Source organism: Paenibacillus tuaregi (assembly GCF_900086655.1).
GTDB lineage: Bacteria > Bacillota > Bacilli > Paenibacillales > Paenibacillaceae > Fontibacillus > Fontibacillus tuaregi.
In genome coordinates this window covers 487,330-506,177 of the sequence record NZ_LT575476.1, presented here as the reverse complement: position 1 = coordinate 506,177, position 18,848 = coordinate 487,330, and the positions used below count along the sequence as shown (strand labels likewise).

Sequence of the window (18,848 nt, the reverse complement as noted above, 5' to 3'; positions counted from 1 at the left end):
TTAATCACCCCCGCTGTATTTTGTCAGCCAGCTTTCACGCCACCCGGAGAAATCCTGCCCAGTTACCTCTTCTACGGTCCGGCCATCTAGGCTATAGAGTGCATCTCCAACAGGTTTATCCGATTCACCCTGGCTTCCTGCTGCGATGTATCCTCCAACGATCTTATCCCGGACAATTAACAGAGCCGCTGTCAACATCTCCCCAGACTTGAGTCGAAACTTATACTCCTGTTCCGGGCTGCTTACGATGTATCGCCTGATGGTGACTTCGTTACCGACATACTCTGCGGGGTCCGCCTGTTGCAGCCCCCAAATCATCATCTGCGGCAGCTGAGCCAACTGCTTCCGGGACAGTTTATACTTATAGTCGCTTCCGAGCCGATCCTTAACCGCATAACCCCAATCCGCCAAATAAGCCTGGTCCTTCTCCGGTATAGAGATAGATGCAGCACTTGGACTATCACTGCACCCAAACAGCGGCAATGTGATGAACAGAAGCACGAGGCTGATTTTTAATAAATTCATCATTTTCCTCCCTGTGCGAAAGGTCGATAGAACCCTCGGGATTAAAAGCTGCCCAGGATAAAGTCCCCCCTATTATAGCGCGAATGAATTCGAATTTACATTATGTTCCAACGACAAAAAAGGACAGACAAAAAAAGGATCGGAGTCCTCGCTCACGATCCCATTTGTTCATATAACAGTATTCTGCTCCGCCGTTTCTCCAGCCGGCGCTGGGCTGTCTTGTTATACAAGAATTGAATCACATAATAGGAGATAACCCCAAGCACCGCCCCGAAAATGCTCATACCGATCAGAATATGAAGCCCCCCGTGCAGAATATCCCTTACAGCCGTGAAATCCCCCTTGAAAATATCCACCAGTGAAGCCTCATGGATGATACCTTTATTGTGCCGCGGCCCATGAATCGGATACACCCAGGAGCCAAGCTTCCGTGCAAAGGGCATCAGCAGAATGGGAAGAAACGTCAGCTTCCCGATTACATTACCGATAATCGCAGCCGGGACCGAGCCGCCTGCAAGCTTAACTACAGGGTAAAAAATCAGATACACCAAACAAGCGGAAGAGATAACAATCATCTCCAAAGCGAATCCAATCGAAAATCCGAGAGATACTTTTTTGACGCCGCCGGGTGTACGGAGCAGCTTAAGGAAATTCAGCTTGAAAGCCCGGTATATTTTATTGAGAATTTGCTTCTTATTTGATGTCATCTTATTCATGGCAGACTCCTTCTGTCCATAACCCTTATGGAGATAATAAAGATTATACCATAGAAGAAGCTGCACTTCCTATCCGGTGGATTACAGTTCTGTCATAAGAGCGGCAACATCCCCGAAGGCCCCGCGTTATAGGTGCCCCATAACAAAACCCGGCCTCAACCGGATATTCCGGTACTGAAGCCGGGCTTATATTGATGAGGCCAGCCCGCTCACTCAAGCCTCAAACACGATTTCCCCATTCATCATTGTAAAAATCACCTTAAGCCCCCGCAGGTCCTCTTCGGGTACTTCCAGCGGATTTCGATCAAGCACAGCAATGTCAGCATATTTGCCCGCCGCAAGACTGCCCGCTTTATCTTCCAGGCCATGATGATAAGCAGCATGGAGTGTCCAGGCCTTCAGCACGTCAATCACAGGCATGCCGTTCTCCTTGAACCATCCGCCGTCAGGCGAACCATCCGGGAACAACCGGGCAGATACCGCATACAGCGAATCAGGAATGTTCGGATACATCAGCGGCAGATCAGTGCCCATCGTTACCCGGACACCTGCCCGCTGCATCGATCCGTAATTGTAGAACAGTCCTTCCCGGTCCTCCCCCGCAAACTCTCTCATATAAGAGCTGTCATGAGAATCGTTCATCAGCAGGATTTGCGAGTAGACTTCCGCTATGATGTCCTGCTCGGCCATTCGCTTCAAGTCATCCGGATGGCTGAGCTCCAGATTGGCGATGGAGTGTCGGAACTTCCGGCCGGACTGCTGCCTGCATGCCTCCAGAATCGACACCGCTTTACGCACGGCGGCATCCCCTTCTGCATGAATGCATACCTTGAAACCGCGGCGGTCCGCCTCCAGTGCAGCATCATGGATTTTTCCGTAATCAACCGGCTTCAGATTGGTCGTATCCGGACGGTTCGTGTATGGCTCAAGCAGGTCTCCGGTGAACGCCGCAATAATTCCGTCAGTCATCAGCTTATATCCCTCGAACCGGATGAAATCCCCTTGATATTTCCGGGACGCTGTTTCGCCAAAGTCAAAATCAACAGGCCGCGCGTTCGGCTGGGAGGAGAAATGAACCCGCAGCTTTAGATTTCCCTCAGCCTTCAGCTCCTCAAGCACATCCAGCATGCCCAGATAATCATCAAAGGCGATGTCCCGGATTGAGGTAATTCCCCGGCTGGCCAGCTCACGGCTGAATTCAGTGAACTTGCCTTTGATGAAGTCCTTGCGGCGAACCAGCTCCTGAAGCAGCTCCGCCACAGCCTCCGGATTGCATGCTTCCGGCGAGAAGTGGTACTTCTCCATCGCCCGTGTATTCATCCAGCAGTAATCCCGGTCTGCGTTGAACAGCATAACGGCACGGTCTGGATACCGCTCATCCAGAATCTCGGAAGCCGGCTGCTGCTCCCAGTCTGAGGCGTCCCAGCCATGGCCGTACAAATCCGCACCCGCCTCGTGACGCCCGGATTCCTGCTCAAGCATGTCCAGCGCTTCCTGAACAGAACCGCAGGCAGACAAGTCAACACCAAGCGTAGTTAACACACTGCCGGTGAAGAACGTATGATTATCATGGAATCCGGCCGTAATCAGGCCGTCCCCGAAATCCCTGACGACCGTGTCCGGGCCGACCCAGGCTCCCTGATCTTCCTTCCGTCCCACTGCTGTGACAAGCCCTTTCTTCACCGCCACAAATCCTGGAATAACCGCGTCATCTTCACCGGTGAATATATGATTCGAGATTAGAACAAAATCCGCATAAGTTGAAGTTTCCATAACCGTGTCAGCTCCTATTTAGAATATGAACCCAGCCACCAGGAATGCGGCGGCAGACAAGACCATCGCGATAATCGCATACGGCAGCGTAGACATGCCGTGCTTGTACAGATCAATCTTACCTGAAGCCGAAACGACAATTCCCGCATCCGAATAGAAGCACGCGTTACTGCCCCAGATCCCAGCTGAGATCAGAGCGCCCAGCGTCAGATATACGTTTGCACCGGTTGCCGTACACAGCGGAATGATAATCGGGATCGCCATAATGTACAGCGCCCAGTTCAGAGAGACGAGGAATTCGGTCACTGCGAACACGGCAAAGATAATAAATGGCAGCAGATGTGCTGATACCATCGTTCCCGTCATGCCTACAATGTATTTGGTGAAACCAATCTCATCTACGGAGCTGCTCACGACGAATGAAATAACCAGCAGGATAATAAGCATGAGCATATCCTTCATGCCCACCATCATCGTATCGATATACTCCTCGGCATTGAAGATACCTTGGGCGATGAACACAATGGCGGTAACCACGACTGTTGTAATAAGTCCCAGCTGAATATTCATGTCGAAATAAATCGTGGAAGCAATCAGCACAATGATCGGAATGAAGAAGTTAATGATTCTTGCCGGCTTCTTCCCGGCTGCGGGAGCCTCAGGACTCCCTTCGGCATCTGCCGCCTCCACAGAGCTGTCGGTTTCTCCTGCTGCCTCAGGGGATACAGATCCGCCTGCCGCAACACGCTCATAAGCCTTCTTCATAGGTCCAAATTTCGGAATAACACCAATGATCACCAGCAGCGTAAGGATGATGATCAAGATCGGATAGAACAGGAACGGTACGATCTTCATATACTCAGCCATGCCCTGGTCCGGCGCGGCAAACTTGTTGGCTACGAGCAGACCTGCCACGAAGATCGACCAGGAGCCAATCGGATGCAGCGCGCAGGGTGGTACGGCTGTTGTTCTCAGCACCAACGCGTTCATTTCACGCGGCGTCTTGAACTTGTCGTTAACCGGGGTCATACAGGTGCCCACGGTGAGAGCGCTTAAATAATCATCGATAGAAAGAACAAGAGTCATCAAATACGTAATAAACAGGCCCATCTTGCTGCCTTTAGCCTTCTTCGAGGCCCACTCGCCAAATGCCGCGGCAACACCGCTTCGCTCAAAGATCGCGATCAGACATCCGAACAGCAGAAATATAATAATCAGCGACAGATTATCAGGGTCCTTTAGCTGGTCAACCAGCTTGTCATTATAGACGGTCAGCGTCTGTGCTTTATATTTCATAAACACAGCCATGATGCTGCCCCAGAGAAATCCCTCAAGAATCTTCCGCGTTGTAAGCACGAATAAGAACATCAGAACCGGAGGAATCAGAGTCCAGGCTCCGTAAGTTTCCGCACCCTTCGGCGCAAACAAGCCTACGATGATAAATACAATCAGAATTGCTAAATATACAACCGCATTTTTATTGAAAGCGAGCCTTCTCGTCTTGGAATTGTCCATCATATGCGCCCCTTTTGGCCGGTATAAATTCGTTTATTGATAAGATTGCCCATATCCGAAGGAACCTTGGACCAGACAGGTCTGAGCGGCAAATTTCGAAGCCTTGCGCAGGCCTTCACGAATCACTTTTTCTCCCGGAAAACTGGCGCGTGTCCAACCGTTAGCTGCCAGATGAACCAGGAAAGCGGTTACAAAAGCGTCTCCGGCTCCCATCGTATCCACGGGTACCACATAATCAACGCCGCCTTCATAGAAGCGGCTGCCATCATAGAATAGGGAGCCCTTCGATCCTCGTGTCACCAGTGCGGCTCTGGCTCCAAATCCAGTTACTTTCTTAAGCATATCCTCAATCTGCTCGGTACTTAGGCCGCTGCAGGACAACAGAGCGAAGTCAATATGTGGACAAACCCGGCTCAAGTATTCATCTGAATGAAACTGATCTTCATCCGAGAAGTCAAAAGATACAACGGCATCCAGATCCCGCAGCTTCGGAAGCTCGGATTCAAGCCGGGAGAAGCAGCTGGAGTGAATAAGTTTGAACTGGCTCAAATAACTGAGAAAATGCCCATCCAGCTCAATCGGCTGCTCGGTGGATATGCCTCCTTCATTCCAGTCCACGAAGACCCGGTCCCCATCCTTCAAATTCACCTGGCAATACCCGCTAACCCCTTCCCGGCTGATACAAGCCGAAGTGTCGATTTCCAAATCGCGTAGAGCATCCTGGATTACTTTCGCCGCGGTGTCTCTTCCGAAGACACCCAGATAAGCCGAGTCAATTCCGAGCTGTTTGGCATAAACGGCAAAGTTCACCGCATTGCCTCCGGGATATAACGTTTTGGTATGCAGATACTGATCTACCACGTTATCTCCAAATCCGATCACCCGCATGTCCATTCCCCTTTCTGTCTACCTCTTTCTTTCTACCTCCATCCGGGAACAGGGGGTGGACCGTCATGCTGCCGATAAGGACGGATACTCCCGCTGTTCCCCTTGGAGTGTGCAGTTCGTTATTTACGAATTGATCTTAATATTCCACAGTACGATAGTATCTTCTGGTGCTCAGCGGATGATTGCGCTTGGCTTCCAGCTGGACACTCACTCTTTCGAACAAGGAAGCAATAATGAGCGGCGACAAGTATTGGCGGAATTCCTCCCCGATCCCCTTAAGCTCATAGTCTTTGGTATCAAATATTGAAAGCTTCTCCGTATATTTCTCCGCAAACCGCTTCACCCGGTCCATCAGCGGACGGCTCTCATCTTCACCTGTCATCAGAATGATGCTGGTATCCTTCTCCACCAGTTCAAGCGTGCCGTGGAAGAATTCAGCCGCATGGATCGACTTGGTGTGGATCCACTGCATTTCCTCCAGCACACACATGGCATAGGAATAAGTCTCTCCATATACGCTGCCGGAACCAACAAGCATATGATACTTCTCGTCTTTATACTGCTCTGCGAAAGCCTCTGCCTTCTTCTCTGTAGCCGCCTTCACATCAAGCAGCACTCTTGGCATGGTCTGAAGCTGATCCGCGAACTGCGGGTACTGAGGGAAGTCCCCATTCTTATGCATCAGAGCAAACACTAACAGATAGAGCTGAAGATAGATGGAATCGGAAGCGGTATCATTTTCCGAATAGTTAACGAGCTTGTAATCGGACAGATCCGCCAGCGGCGTGCCCAGCTCCCCAACAAGACCAATGGTTGTGGCGCCCTTCTCTTTGCAGAACTTGGCGGCGGCCACCGTCTCCTTCGTCGTACCTGACAATGAGGATAGAATTACGATGGAATCCGGTCCGAACTGCTTGTGGTCATACAGGACGAACTCCGCGGCAATCTCGGCAAAAACAGGAATCGTAGATGTCGTCTTGATCATATATTCGAACGGATACATGATGGCAATCGAGCCGCCTGATCCAATCAGAAAGATGTTTTTATATCCCTTCTTCGATACCTCATCCACAATCTGCTCAATTTGACCTCTAAGCCCGACCGCCCCTTGGGTGACCTTCAAGAAATTCTCTTCGCTAAAGTTAAACATCCCAGCTGCCTCCTTTAAATATCAATCCATTCATAAAGATTACATGTAATCGCTTTAATGGTATATACCATATTGATTGGTATATACCATTTATGAACTTAGTATAGTACCTGTCTCCCTAAAAAGTCAATACTTTTTAGACGATTGGTATATACCAATTTTTCGAATAAGGACTTACAGTGTCAATTCTGTGTAAAAACTCACGATATCGCCTCTTGTGATGGACTGGGAGAACTCAATGCTCCGGCCTTCTGTATCATAGGCTACGGTCTCCAGCAGCAGGCAGGCGCTTTCATTCTGAATCTTCAGCAGTCTGCTCTCCATCTCGTCGCTGATGGAAATCCGGGTGTACTGCGTGGCCTTGTGCAGCTTGATGGAATAAACATCCTCCAGCACTTTGTACAGGGATACGTTCTCGTTCATATAATCCTCAATCCCCCGGCAGTAACGATAGGGAATTTGCGACAGCTCAATTGCAACGGGAATGCCGTCGGCCAGACGAAGTCTTTTTAAGGAGAATAACTCCTCGCCCTCTTCGACATCCAGCATCTTGGCCACAGACGGTTTGGCTCTCTCCACCTTCATGAACAGAGTCTCCGTGGTTGGCTTCATCCCCAGATCAAGCATGGATTTAGAGAAGCTGTTGAAGGTGAAGTCCATCTGAATCTTGCGGTTCGAGACAAAGGTTCCCGCCCCTACAATTCGCTCAACGAACCCTTCTCGCTCCAGCAAAGACAAGGCATGTCTTGCCGTCATGCGGCTGACTTTGTGCTGCTCTGCGAGGTCCCGCTCCGAGGGCAGCTTATCCCCCTGATTCAGCCTTCCACTCTCAATATCCTCCACAATCATCTCTTTCAGCTGTCTGTAAAATGGAATGTTCTCTTCCGTCTCATGGCTTCTCATATACTTACCTCGATATCCGCGGTTTTGAAAGTCAGCTTTCATTATATGAAGGATTTGAAAAGATTGTCAATTGAAAGAAGCGGGCCTGGCGGCACCGCTTCCCCTGCTTATTTCAGTTCAAAGCCCTTCTTCTGGAGGAACTCCCGCATATGCAGACGCAGCGGCTGGGTCATCTTCTCGGCCATCAGCTCGGACCAGGCCGTGTCCTTCTGGCCGCCAGTCCGCTCGCGAAGATAGCGGATCATCGTCTCATCATATATGCCGACCTGCTCAGCCGTCTTCCCGGCATCATAACCGTCCCAGTGGAGTACTGCCGACACTGGAAGACGCGGACGAAGTCCCGGCTCCTGGTCGGGATACCCCAGGCACATGCCGAACACCGGATAGACCAGATCCGGCAGGCCGAGCAGCTCGGACACCTCCGCAATCTTATTGCGGACCCCGCCGATGTATACAATGCCAAGGCCCAGCGACTCTGCCGCTACAGCCGCATTTTGTGCGGCCAGTGCCGTATCTACGGTAGCGATAATGAAATTCTCGGTAACATCCTCATAGGATTGCTGATCCGGACGATGTTTCTCTGCGGTATATTTCAAACGGTGCAGGTCCGCGCACCAGACCAGGAAGACTGGGCACTCCCGGATGTAGGCTTGGTTGCCCGCAAGCTCGGACAGCACTCTTTTACGCTCCGTATCCGTAACCGCAATCACACTGAAGGCCTGGACATTGCTTGAGCTGGATGCGGCTTGTCCGGCGCTGATAATCTGTTCTACCATCTCTTTGGAAAGCGGCTTGTCCTTATACTTCCGGATAGAACGGTGCCGCTTCAAGAGCGATATTGTTTCGTTCATGACATCTGCACACCCAATCCTTTAAATATAAACGCTACGGTCTGATCCGCTATCTCCAGCGGATTCATATCCGATTCGCCGATAATTGCGTCATAGTTGTACTCCCGCTTATGCGCAAGAGCTACTCCCATTACCATCAGCAGCGTGTAGCTCAGGGAGTCAAAGTGAAAGATTCCCTGATCTTTCCCTTTCTGAAGCAGCTCCTTGACCTTGGTCCACACCGGATTCAAATACTTGTTCACAATTGCCTTACGCGACGAATTCATGGTCATCTCCTGCTGAATGATAAAGCTGAGTTCCTTGTCATACACACAGCTGAAGTTCACGGTTTCTTCAATGATCGTACGCAGTCCGACCACCGGATCGCTCAGTTGGTCCTCTAACTCGGATATCATATTACCAGAGAAGAAGTGCTGAAAAATCGCCTCAAACACCTTCTCCTTCCCGCCAAAATGATATGAAACGAGAGCCACATTCGCTCCCGCATCCTCACAGATCTGCCTTACCGTTGTGCCTTCAAAGCCCTGCTTGGCAAACAGCTTTCTGGCAGACAATAGAATTCTTGTTTTGATATCGTTATCCGCTTGGCTCATCACTTCAAGTCCCCTCGAATCATTCTTATCTTATTATGAGACTTTGAAACCTCCTTCGCAAGGTCGGTATGCAGGGAAAGCCTGCGTCTGGCCAGGCAATACGGCCAAGAAACACAGGCTAACAAATATAGGAGACACGACTCTATTCGGGCTTGCTGGAAAGCTTATACGGCTGGAACTGCAGGCTCCGCACTCAGCTCCTTATTTTGCTCCAGCTTCGGAGCCCGCTTCAGGGTAACTGCCAGCAGGCTGATTCCCACACTAACCAAGCTGATTACCAGAAGGGCCAGCACTTCAGGCCCAATAGCCGGCCCGCCAAATTGCAGGTTCATCAATCCCTCCACCGCATACGAGGCCGGAAGAAACTCTCCGATGGATTGGTACGTGCTGCTGAGAAGTTGACGAGGCACCATTGCTCCCGAGCTGACCAGCTGTACCGACAGCATCGTTACATTCACGAGCATACCAGCCATGCCAAACACAATCAGGAACATTTGGGCAAACAACATGAAGGTCAGCACGAACACACCAAGGAACATCCATAAGCTCAGGAACCCATGAGCGGCCTGACCGCCAAGGGCCATTACAAGCGAAGAGCCAACCAGAGAGACAAACACAGCGGACAGCACGTTCAGCAAAAGGCGGGCTCCAAACAGCTTCCATTTGGAAGTGCCGGGCTTCATCATCATCACGCCCTGCTGCACATTCATGCCCATAATCATGGCCCCTACAAAGGAGGCCAGCACGAGCATCATAGGAACCATCTGATTGTTCATACCGCTTACGGGGTTCGTAAAAGTGATTTGAGATTCTACGCGGCTTGTTAGCGCCGTTGAGGCCTGACCCGCCTGCTCGGCGGGCATTCTAAGCTGCTCCAGCACTGCCTGAGTTCCCTTGGCAGCGGCTCCTGCATTTACCGATGCTGTAATGGAATTCGCCGCACTCTGCATGGCGCCCTTTACCGTAACCGGGTTGGATTCATTGATGGTGTATTTCAGCTCGGCTTTCTTGCCCGGTGTCTGAAGCTCAGCACTGAAATGCTCCGGTACAGTCACCACCATCTGGACTTCACGGCGGTTCAGACGATCAGCAGCCTGCACACCATCCATCTCCACAATGCGGAAGGGAAGCTTGCCTTCCAGCTGTTTCTCCAGCGACTGGCCGAATGCCCCATCCTGATTTACAAAAGCGATTTTGAAATCCTTAACCCGCTCATTAACCCCGTCATATCCAGTCATCCAGACCAGGCAGAAAATAATCTGGAACGACAACGCCATCACGATGCCCACGATCGTTTGGGGCTTCTTGAGTAAATCCTTGAAAGTTTGCAGCATAAATTGATTCTCTCCCTCTACTCCACACAAATTTGATTTGATTAAAATAAATGATTTAGTTTCTGTTTAATCTAATGTTTAAATCATATGTTTTAATCATTCATTTAAAACAACTGTTTAAATATAGAGCAGATTTCGACTGCTGTCAAATCTTTTTTCTGTTATATGGGCAAAAAGATACACTCGGAACCTTAATTCTCTCTCCGAAAAGCAAAAAAGCTTCGGAACTAAGGGGGAGCCCCGTCCGAAGCTTTCATTCTTCTATTAATCGCATTTATTTGCATATGTTTCAGGCTTCTTGTTGCCCTAAAGCTAATTTCAAGAGAACATCTATTCCATTCATACACTGCAAAAAGAGCAGGAAGCATGGACAAAGGAGCCAGTCCGGGATATCGCCTCAGCGTGTGAAAAAGCCCCTGACTCACCACCTAAAAAAGCTGCCCTTCAATCCATTAAGGCAGCTAAGGCAGCCTAAACAAGCTTACGGGGCGTAAAGTTGGATCTCTGTTTTACCCGATCGCCTCTATGAATTGAACCGCCAGGTACACCGCAACCGCCCATATAATCACTGCCGACACTTTATTAATCACCTTAAGAATTTTTCCGGCCCGGTCCAGACTTCCCACCCAGTGGCCTGCCAGAGCCAATGCGGAGAACCAAATCCAGGATAAACCAATGCATCCAAGGGTAAAGCCCCACTTTGCCTGTCCCTCATACCCCAGGGCGTTCGTACCGATGACACCGACCGTATCCATGATCGCATGAGGGTTGAGCAGAGATACAGACACCGCGAACAGGATTTGCTTTCGGACAGGAAGCTTTTCTTCACGGGAAGCCGAAGGACTAGCCTCGCTCTTCCATATGGACCATCCCATATACATCAGGAATATGACCCCGGCCGCGAACAGCAGCAGCTTCAGCCAAGCCACAGACAACAAGAGCAAAGACACACCGAACACGGAGAGCAGGATCAGCAAAGTGTCGCACAGGGAGGCGGCCACAACCACAGGCAGGGCCAACGGCCATCTGGCGGCTGCAGCCCCCTGGTTAAATACAAACACATTCTGCACGCCAAGCGGCAGGATCAACCCCAAAGCCAAAATAATTCCGTGAATAACCGCTTCGATCACTTTTTTGTTCCTCCAATACTTAAGCTGGGAGCAAATGCCACGGGTAAATTCCAGACTCTGGTCATTATACACGCCCGGGCAGGCTCCTCTTTTGCTCCCCATTGTACCCTGTCTTGCTGATCCTGCCTCCAGCCATTTGGATGGAACATATACCAACCAAATTGTATACTGGATGTAACAAGACCAGGCTCAGGAACCCACGATAATAAAACGTAAGGGGATGAGCGCACCGGACTCATCAGAAATGGAGGGCATAACATGCAGTCAAATTCATGGAAACCAAACCGCCAGTCCGAGCTCCCGCTTCATCTGCAGATTAAACGGCATATCCGGGAGAAAATCGCCGGTGGCGAGTGGCCCGCGGGCACGAAGCTGCCGTCCCAGCGCCGCCTCGCGGATGCCTTTGGCGTCAATCGAAGCACCGTGGTTACGGCGCTGGACGAGCTGGCCGCCTCCGGGCTGCTTGAAGGCAACCGCGGCGGCGGCACGCGGGTGGTGAGCGGCGCTTGGGGCGTTCTGGCTGCGGCGAAGCCGCCGGATTGGAACGCCTACGTGCGCTCCGGCAGCCACCGCCCGAATCTGCCGGCGGTGCAGGAGATCAACCGGGCAGAATTCCTGCCCGGGATCATCCGCCTCGGCACGGGCGAGCTGTCGCCGGAGCTGCTGCCGCAGGCCGGAATGCAGCGCCTGCTGCGCACGATGGCGCGGCGCACCAGCCCGAGCCTCGGCTACGGCGAGCCCGGGGGCGACCCGCAGCTGCGGGAGCTGCTCTCCGCGCGGCTCCGGGGGCTCGGCATTCAAGCCTCGCCCCGCTCCATCCTGATCGTCTCGGGCGCCCTGCAGGCTCTGCAGCTCATCTCCATCGGGCTCATGCCGCCTGGCTCGTCCGTCCTGCTTGAGCGTCCATCCTACTTGTACTCCGTCCCCGTCTTCCAATCGGCAGGCATAAAGCTGCGCGGAATTCCTATGGACGCCGAGGGAATACGCACCGAGCTGATCGCTCCCTATGCCAAAGCCTCCGGCGGAGCGCTGCTCTACACGATCCCTTCGTTCCATAATCCCACAGGGCTCGTGATGAGCAAGCAGCGCCGAAGCAAGCTGCTTGATGCCTGTGCCGAGATCAGTCTTCCGGTGCTTGAGGATGACGTGTACAGGGACCTGTGCCTGGACACACCCCCGCCATCGCCGCTCAAGGCCCTTGATGACAAAGGTTTGATCCTCTATATGGGGAGCCTGTCCAAAACGGTAAGTCCCGGCCTGCGTATCGGCTGGATCGCCGGACCCGAGCCTGTAATCGACAGGCTCGCGGACTTGAAGATGCTGACGGATTACGGCTCCAGCCAGCTCTCCCAGTGGGCTGCGAGAGAATGGCTCGCCAGCGGCATGCACGAAGAGCATCTGGATAAGCTTAGAAGGAAGCTCACCCAGCGCCGGGATGCGGCAGCGGCTCTTTTGCATAAGCATTTTCAGGGACTTGCGCAGTGGCAACTTCCCGCCGGGGGGTTCTATATTTGGATGAGGCTAATTGAGCCAGTAGCGCCAAGGGTTCTGTTCGAAGAAGCCCTCCGACAAGGGGTGCTTCTGAATCCTGGTTACCTGTATGACCCGGAGGCGGCGGACTGTCTCCGGCTGTCCTATGCCTATGCCTCCCCGGAAGAGCTGAAGCAGAGTATCCCTATACTGGCTGATCTTATTCGCCGTTTAAGCGGACAAGCTATTTAAGTTGAACTATTGATTTAAAGGTAAGGCAGCCATATGATAATGTTTCATCCGATCGCTGCTGCTCCCTGATGTATAAGGGTGGAAGTTCAGTTACAAAGGCGAATGCTTCGCTTCTCCCGAATCATTTCATCCTCTTGTCTATTGGGAATCCTTAAGTTCAGCTTATATAACCAAAGAACGCCAAAGGAAGATCACCATCATTAATCAGGAAGCTTGTCAACAGTCTGTTCCTAGACTGGCAGTCGCTAATCCTCGTTCCCTGAACGTCTTTAGCGCCACCGTCAATCGCCGCCAGCTTCTTACATCTCCTCAATAATGAGATGACTTCATAGGAATCGGGAGAAGCATGACACCGCAGGCCTGAACCAATCGACCTTACAAAAAACCTTCAAATCCGCATGCTGGCTTGATTTGAAGGTCATCTTTTATCCATATTCAGGTATATTCAATTATTCCGGCAAGAACAAACCGGCTCCGGCGCCTATATTTCCAAGTCCACACTGCTGCGGCAGCGATGAAGCCATAGAAGACCAAATTAGATATCCCCAGAAACACAGGCGTGGACAACGTAAATACCAACACGGTTCTGACAGCCGCCTCAAGCAGCAGTATAACGCCCCAAACCGCGGTCATCATATTAAAAATACGCCGGATCTCCCGATGCTGGAAACCGGCCTCATACCGCGCCGCCGTATCAGGAGATACAAAGCGCCGGGCCAATCCGTAGATCAGAGGCTTGCGGAATAAAAGAGACAGCAGAAAGACCACTCCTACAGCTCCGGTCACGAAGGAGCCGCGGATTAACAGCAGATGCTCGTCCCCACCCAGCAGCGCAAGAAGAGCTGCAAGAACGAATGACCCAAGCATCAGCGCGCCAAAGGTGTCCAAGCGCCGGTTACGGAACAGATAGATCACATTTTCAATCAGAGGCAGAAAAGCGGCCACAGAAAGAGCCGTAAAGCTGGAATAACGGCTGGACAAGATGAGATAGACCATCCAAGGCAATACGGCATTCAGCAGAAGTGTAAACAGCAGTTGCGGCCCCCATGACCGCCAAGCGGAAGCAGGATTCATTCATTCACCCGGATTCGTCAGAAATCTTACTCCTGTCATTATATCCAGGTCCCTGCCGCCAAGCTAAACAATTATTGTAAGGTCCGGAACAATAGGGCAAATACATCCTTGGCGTCCAAGGATGTTGCCCCTTCCCCCGCCACCACATTCTGAACGCGGAGCCCGTACCCGAAGATCATGAACATGCTGGCCATCTTGGCGGCATCGATGCCTGCGGGAATAGCTCCTGCCTGCTGGCCGGTCAGAATCCAGCGCTCAGCTGTTTTGAGGGAGAATTCATAAACGTCCCGCAGAATTTCAGAGACTTTGGGATTATCCGCCTGGCTCAGCAAATAGGTAAAGATGGTGTTCGTCACGTTCTCCTTATCCGTACTTTCCATCATTCCCTTTGTAATCGAGAGGATCGGCGTTCTGACATCCCGTTCTCCCGCTTCGGACACCGCCTCCTCAAACTGAAGATTCATCGACTCCATCTTGGATTTTAAAATCAGGCCGAACAGTTCATCCTTGCCGGATACGTAGTGATAAATCGCCCCCTTGGACAATCCAGAGCGCTCAATAATATCCTGAAGGGTTGTCTTTCGGCAGCCCTTCTCCCGGATCAGTTCCTCTGACGCGGAAAGAATAAGCTGAAAGCTGCTGTTCGGTGGTGTAGACTCGTTCATACAGATGACCCCCATAGAGTTGGATGAATCAGAAGCGGTGACCGCGGTTAATGTAATTCCTCTCCTGCCGGCTTACACCTGCAGCCTGCTGGAATTCATCCGGATATTTGATAATAAGATAAACCGCTCTTCCCAGCATAATGCCGGAGAGTGAGAACAGATAAGGAACAAACATATAACTTCCCGTTAGTTTCACTGGAATATGAAACAGCTCCGTAAATCCGTATTTAATGACCAGCCTCAGCGGAATAGACAACAGCCAGATGCCCAGGGTTACCACGGAGCCCTGCGTCATCCAGACCCCCCCTTGCTCAAACACTCTTACAAATCTTCCTTGGTAAAGACCAACAGCTGCTCCCAGTCCGAGACCGATCAGTAGTGAGGCAGTTTCACCCACGCCGACCGAGAGTTTGGCGGCTAAATATCCGCCGTATAAGGCAAGGATCAGGGGAACTGTAACTATGCGGGCCGACACAGGCCGGGGGGCAAGCTGTCTTTTGCCCATAATAATCAGAACCAGAAGTGCAATCCAAACATAATCCATCGAATTTATCTCTCCTTTATTGTATACCAACGGTCGGTTTGATTAAAGGGCAGGTATCTGGTCTTCCTGTATTCGCCCCTGCCGACGTACAACCCTGCGATAGCTTATATACATATACAGCCTCCAGAGGAAGGTGAGCAGCACCAGAACTCCAACGTACTCCGCAAGCATCAATTCAATATCAGGACGGTGCTGCGCATCCAGAATCGGATGACTGTGGAAGACCCGGTCACGGACTGTGTAACGAATGTAAGGCAGTGTGAACAGAAAGATATAAAACAACACATTCGACTGAAAGCGGACGGTGCCATCCGGGAACGCCTTGAACCGGGTGGTCACAATATACGGCAGTGCAAGCAGTACGCCGAATCCCAAGGTCCATACCAACTGCTGCATGGTTCCACGTTCAATCATCCGGTAGGCAATCCAAGGCACGGGGGCAAACAACAGCCAGTCCCCGAACAACAGCTTGAAGCCTCTGCCTTGAACTGGTCTTCTGGTTTGTAAAAACTGCTTCAGCGTCATCCAGATAATTAACGCCCATACCCCGTATCCTATTAAATCCCATTGCTGCTGTGTCATATTTGTCATCTCTCCTTGTTTATCGTATTGTTCTTCAAACCAAAAACTCCAGACCGACCAACGGTTTATTGAAGCCGGATTATGACTTTTTGATTCCTTTTTTGCATATGGAAGACCGAACTATTGGATAGTATCATTTACCCTACCCATGTTATTCCCCCTCGATGCTAACTTCTGCATTCCCGGCCTGGAAGGTACTTCTCTTTAGAACTCGGGAGATATTTCTCTCTAGAAAAGCACCAGACCGACGGTCGGTTCCCGATTTAATCTTACGATACCGACCGTCGGTCTGTCAACAATTAAATTCTAATCTCTCTTCTCTACTTTGCACACCTCTCCCTCTAAACCGTCCCGGCCTGCTTCAAAATCAGCAAATGCAGCACTCAAGTCGTCCAAACTGAATCTGTCTTCTAGCATACAATGCAGTATATTCCAAGAAGGAGTTGATAGATTAAATGGCACAGATATTGGCTTATGGTACAAACGTTCCTACTCCAATTACGGATGGCGCGGCAATTACGATTCCACTGACCCCTGCCGGCCAAGGGATCTCCCTGGTAAGAATCACTGTTCCTCCAGTAGCAAATAACCGTGTGGAGTTGGTAGCCACTGTTGGTTTCCGTGGAGATGCGGGAACAGGAAGCGTACTTTTCCGTATCTTCCGTGATGGTCGTGAAATATACTATGCACGGCAAGGCTTTGAAGCCGGCTTCGAAAAGTACTATTTGACCACACAGCAAGCCATCGATACCAATGTTGCTGCGGGAACCCATGACTATGTTCTTTCCGTTGAGCTTCTAAACGCTGGCACAGCGGCTACGGTCATCGGCCCGATCACCTTCAGTGCTCTGGCGATTGAGCCTTAATTGCTCTTAGCTTGAAATCTGATAACAGGTGGTTTAGTGAATCACCGTCCTTACAACAAGAAGAAGAGGAGCCCTGACATAGGGCTCCTCTTCTTCCATTTCAGGTTTCTAGCTTCAACCTAAACTTCCCAATTTAAACACGAAATCTCGTCTTGCTTATCGAAGCCGCTTGCGGCTTCTGGCGTAAGCATTACGCTTTTTTCAATACCTTAGACTACATCGTAGCCTTGATCCTCAATCGCTTCCTTCAGCTTATCCACGGATACCTTGCTTTCATCGTAATTGACATCAACTGTCCCCGAAGCCAGGTTGACCTTACCTGAAGCGCCTGCCTCTTGAAGCGCTCCTTCTACTGCTTTTACGCAGTGCTCACAAGACATACCTTTTACATTTAGAGTAATGCTTGACATACCAATTCCTCCTCCTGGATTATTTCATCAGCTTATTCACCGTAACCAGCAGTTCATCCATAACTTCCGTCTCTCCGGCCTGAATCCGCTCGATTACACAGCTCTTCAGATGCCCCTCAAGCAGCAGACGTCCCACACTGTTCAGCGCCGATTGGATCGCCGCGATTTGGTTCAGGATATCATCACAGTAAACATCCTTCTCTATCATTCCCTTAACTCCGCGGATTTGCCCTTCAACACGGTTCAGGCGGGTAATCAAATTACTCTTCGTCTTCTCAGAATGGTGGCTTTGGCGGGTATGGTTGCCAGCTGCACAACAGTGGTCTTCAACTACCGGATTCTCTTGTTCTGGCATAGTCCCTCACCCTTCATATCAGGTTTGTAAGCTTATTCTAGCATACCCCCTAGGGGTATTCAAGCAGCATCTCCGCTTACCGTGAGTATGCCATTCGTTCTGTCTCCAGTCAATGCCAAAAGGACGCCTCGTTCAAATCAGAAATTGAACGGGCGTCCTGGTCTTTTATATCTATTTATAAATTACAATAATTCCTTGCGTAATTGCTCTGGCGACTTCGGTGACAGCAGACCGAACGGAATATCAAACACCGTTAAGGCTCCGGTCTGTCCAGCCTTGGACAGCTTATAAGCCGCACGGGCGTACGCTACGAGCACGCTCGCCGTAAACTCTGGATTGCTGTCCAGTTTAAGTCCGAACTCAATGATCTGTGTGCTGCTCTCTCCGGTCCGTCCGCTGCGCAGCACAGTGCCGCCGTGCGGCATGGCCGAGTGGTTCGCCTTCAACTCTTCCTCGGAAATAAAGTTAACCGTGGTATCATAATCAGAGAAGTAGTTCGGCATTTCTTTGATTTCCCGCTCGATCCGGGCAAGATCGGCTCCTTCTTCTGCAACGATGTAACATTCGCGCAAGTGCTTGTCCCGTGTGGTCAATTCCGGATTCTCCCCGTTACGAACACGCTGAACCGCCGATTCCACAGGAATCGTATACTGCACACCGTTCTTCACACCCTCTACCCGGCGGATCGCGTCGGAATGACCTTGGCTTACGCCCTTGCCCCAGAAAGTGTATTCCTTCCCTTCGGGAAGAATAGCCTCAGCAAGAAGACGGTTCAAGGAGAACAGACCCGGGTCCCAGCCTGTTGAGATGACGCTTACCTTGCCACCCTGACGGGCTGCTTTATCCACACTTGCATAATATTCCGGAATTTTGGCGTGGGTATCAAAGCTGTCGACTGTATTGAAGAGCGCCGCAAGCTCTGGACCTTGCTCAGGCAGGTCCGTTGCAGACCCTCCACACAGCAGAAGCACATCAATCTCACCTTGGTAATTCTTGATTTCAGACATATGTACAGCCTTCACACTGGCTTTGACGCTCCCTGGATCTCTTCGGGAAAAGACCGCTTTAAGCTCAAAATCTGGATTTTGACGCAGAGCCATTTCTACACCGCGCCCCAGATTTCCGTATCCTACAATTCCAACTCTGATAGTGTCTGACAAGTTTTGTAGCCTCCTTATTTATTAAGCTTCTATTATTGTAGCTTAAGGAGCAATCATTTTAAATAGTTTACACATTCTCTGATTCACAAATT

The 18,848-nt window shown here is 50.8% G+C and carries 20 protein-coding genes; 2 read left to right on the top strand and 18 right to left on the bottom strand.

What is annotated here, in order from left to right:
• The 11 genes from BN6628_RS02535 to BN6628_RS02485 all read right to left on the bottom strand — a co-directional run bounded on the left by BN6628_RS02535 (nt 1) and on the right by BN6628_RS02485 (nt 11,450).
• Nucleotides 1–525: a hypothetical protein gene (locus tag BN6628_RS02535; protein WP_068613796.1), complete on the bottom strand. Its 525-nt coding sequence runs from the start codon at nt 523–525 to the stop codon at nt 1–3.
• Between the two features lie 152 nt (nt 526–677).
• Nucleotides 678–1,241 (bottom strand): DUF2062 domain-containing protein, encoded by a 564-nt coding sequence (locus tag BN6628_RS02530; protein WP_392397623.1) that lies wholly within the window; start codon nt 1,239–1,241, stop codon nt 678–680.
• Between the two features lie 213 nt (nt 1,242–1,454).
• Complete coding sequence (locus tag BN6628_RS02525; RefSeq protein WP_068613793.1) at nt 1,455–3,014, bottom strand: amidohydrolase; 1,560 nt, start codon at nt 3,012–3,014, stop codon at nt 1,455–1,457.
• 18 nt (nt 3,015–3,032) lie between these two features.
• Nucleotides 3,033–4,532 (bottom strand): Na+/H+ antiporter NhaC family protein, encoded by a 1,500-nt coding sequence (locus BN6628_RS02520; RefSeq protein ID WP_082926761.1) that lies wholly within the window; start codon nt 4,530–4,532, stop codon nt 3,033–3,035.
• Nucleotides 4,533–4,562: 30 nt separating this feature from the next.
• Entirely contained in the window at nt 4,563–5,417 is an 855-nt protein-coding gene (locus BN6628_RS02515; RefSeq protein WP_068613788.1) for a PfkB family carbohydrate kinase, read from the bottom strand.
• Between the two features lie 136 nt (nt 5,418–5,553).
• Nucleotides 5,554–6,567 (bottom strand): SIS domain-containing protein, encoded by a 1,014-nt coding sequence (locus BN6628_RS02510; protein WP_068613785.1) that lies wholly within the window; start codon nt 6,565–6,567, stop codon nt 5,554–5,556.
• Nucleotides 6,568–6,741: 174 nt separating this feature from the next.
• Nucleotides 6,742–7,470 (bottom strand): GntR family transcriptional regulator, encoded by a 729-nt coding sequence (locus tag BN6628_RS02505; protein ID WP_068613782.1) that lies wholly within the window; start codon nt 7,468–7,470, stop codon nt 6,742–6,744.
• Nucleotides 7,471–7,577: 107 nt separating this feature from the next.
• Nucleotides 7,578–8,321 carry an oxygen-insensitive NADPH nitroreductase gene (gene nfsA, locus BN6628_RS02500; protein WP_068613779.1) on the bottom strand — a complete coding sequence of 248 codons (744 nt, stop codon included), beginning with the start codon at nt 8,319–8,321 and terminating at the stop codon, nt 7,578–7,580.
• Complete coding sequence (locus BN6628_RS02495) at nt 8,318–8,914, bottom strand: TetR family transcriptional regulator (RefSeq protein ID WP_068613776.1); 597 nt, start codon at nt 8,912–8,914, stop codon at nt 8,318–8,320. Before BN6628_RS02495 ends, nfsA begins: the two co-directional genes overlap by 4 nt.
• A 164-nt stretch (nt 8,915–9,078) precedes the next feature.
• Nucleotides 9,079–10,248 carry a YhgE/Pip domain-containing protein gene (locus tag BN6628_RS02490; protein WP_068613774.1) on the bottom strand — a complete coding sequence of 390 codons (1,170 nt, stop codon included), beginning with the start codon at nt 10,246–10,248 and terminating at the stop codon, nt 9,079–9,081.
• 509 nt (nt 10,249–10,757) lie between these two features.
• On the bottom strand, nt 10,758–11,450 hold the full coding sequence (locus BN6628_RS02485) for a LysE/ArgO family amino acid transporter (RefSeq protein ID WP_316245787.1): 693 nt from the start codon (nt 11,448–11,450) through the stop codon (nt 10,758–10,760).
• A 186-nt stretch (nt 11,451–11,636) separates the two neighbouring features.
• Here BN6628_RS02485 and BN6628_RS02480 point away from each other — a divergent pair, with 186 nt between their 5' ends.
• A complete protein-coding gene (locus BN6628_RS02480) occupies nt 11,637–13,100 on the top strand; it encodes an aminotransferase-like domain-containing protein (protein ID WP_068613771.1) in 1,464 nt (487 codons plus the stop codon).
• Nucleotides 13,101–13,535: 435 nt separating this feature from the next.
• Here BN6628_RS02480 and BN6628_RS02475 read toward each other — a convergent pair whose 3' ends face one another.
• The 4 genes from BN6628_RS02475 to BN6628_RS02460 form a co-directional block, all read right to left on the bottom strand.
• The gene (locus BN6628_RS02475) at nt 13,536–14,174 is read right to left on the bottom strand and encodes a VC0807 family protein (RefSeq protein ID WP_068613768.1); all 639 of its coding nucleotides are present in this window, start codon (nt 14,172–14,174) and stop codon (nt 13,536–13,538) included.
• A gap of 71 nt (nt 14,175–14,245) precedes the next feature.
• The gene (locus BN6628_RS02470; RefSeq protein ID WP_068613765.1) at nt 14,246–14,839 is read right to left on the bottom strand and encodes a TetR/AcrR family transcriptional regulator; all 594 of its coding nucleotides are present in this window, start codon (nt 14,837–14,839) and stop codon (nt 14,246–14,248) included.
• Nucleotides 14,840–14,867: 28 nt separating this feature from the next.
• Nucleotides 14,868–15,383, bottom strand: coding sequence for a hypothetical protein (locus tag BN6628_RS02465; RefSeq protein ID WP_068613763.1), 516 nt, complete (start codon nt 15,381–15,383; stop codon nt 14,868–14,870).
• 42 nt (nt 15,384–15,425) lie between these two features.
• The gene (locus tag BN6628_RS02460) at nt 15,426–15,965 is read right to left on the bottom strand and encodes a CcdC protein domain-containing protein (protein ID WP_068613760.1); all 540 of its coding nucleotides are present in this window, start codon (nt 15,963–15,965) and stop codon (nt 15,426–15,428) included.
• Between the two features lie 455 nt (nt 15,966–16,420).
• Here BN6628_RS02460 and BN6628_RS02455 point away from each other — a divergent pair, with 455 nt between their 5' ends.
• A complete protein-coding gene (locus tag BN6628_RS02455) occupies nt 16,421–16,831 on the top strand; it encodes a hypothetical protein (RefSeq protein WP_068613757.1) in 411 nt (136 codons plus the stop codon).
• A 209-nt stretch (nt 16,832–17,040) separates the two neighbouring features.
• Here BN6628_RS02455 and copZ read toward each other — a convergent pair whose 3' ends face one another.
• The 3 genes from copZ to BN6628_RS02440 all read right to left on the bottom strand — a co-directional run bounded on the left by copZ (nt 17,041) and on the right by BN6628_RS02440 (nt 18,756).
• Nucleotides 17,041–17,241, bottom strand: coding sequence for a copper chaperone CopZ (gene copZ / locus BN6628_RS02450; RefSeq protein ID WP_068613754.1), 201 nt, complete (start codon nt 17,239–17,241; stop codon nt 17,041–17,043).
• A 19-nt stretch (nt 17,242–17,260) separates the two neighbouring features.
• Nucleotides 17,261–17,596, bottom strand: coding sequence for a metal-sensitive transcriptional regulator (locus tag BN6628_RS02445; protein WP_068613751.1), 336 nt, complete (start codon nt 17,594–17,596; stop codon nt 17,261–17,263).
• Between the two features lie 182 nt (nt 17,597–17,778).
• Nucleotides 17,779–18,756 (bottom strand): diaminopimelate dehydrogenase, encoded by a 978-nt coding sequence (locus tag BN6628_RS02440; RefSeq protein ID WP_068613747.1) that lies wholly within the window; start codon nt 18,754–18,756, stop codon nt 17,779–17,781.
• Nucleotides 18,757–18,848 lie beyond the last annotated feature (92 nt).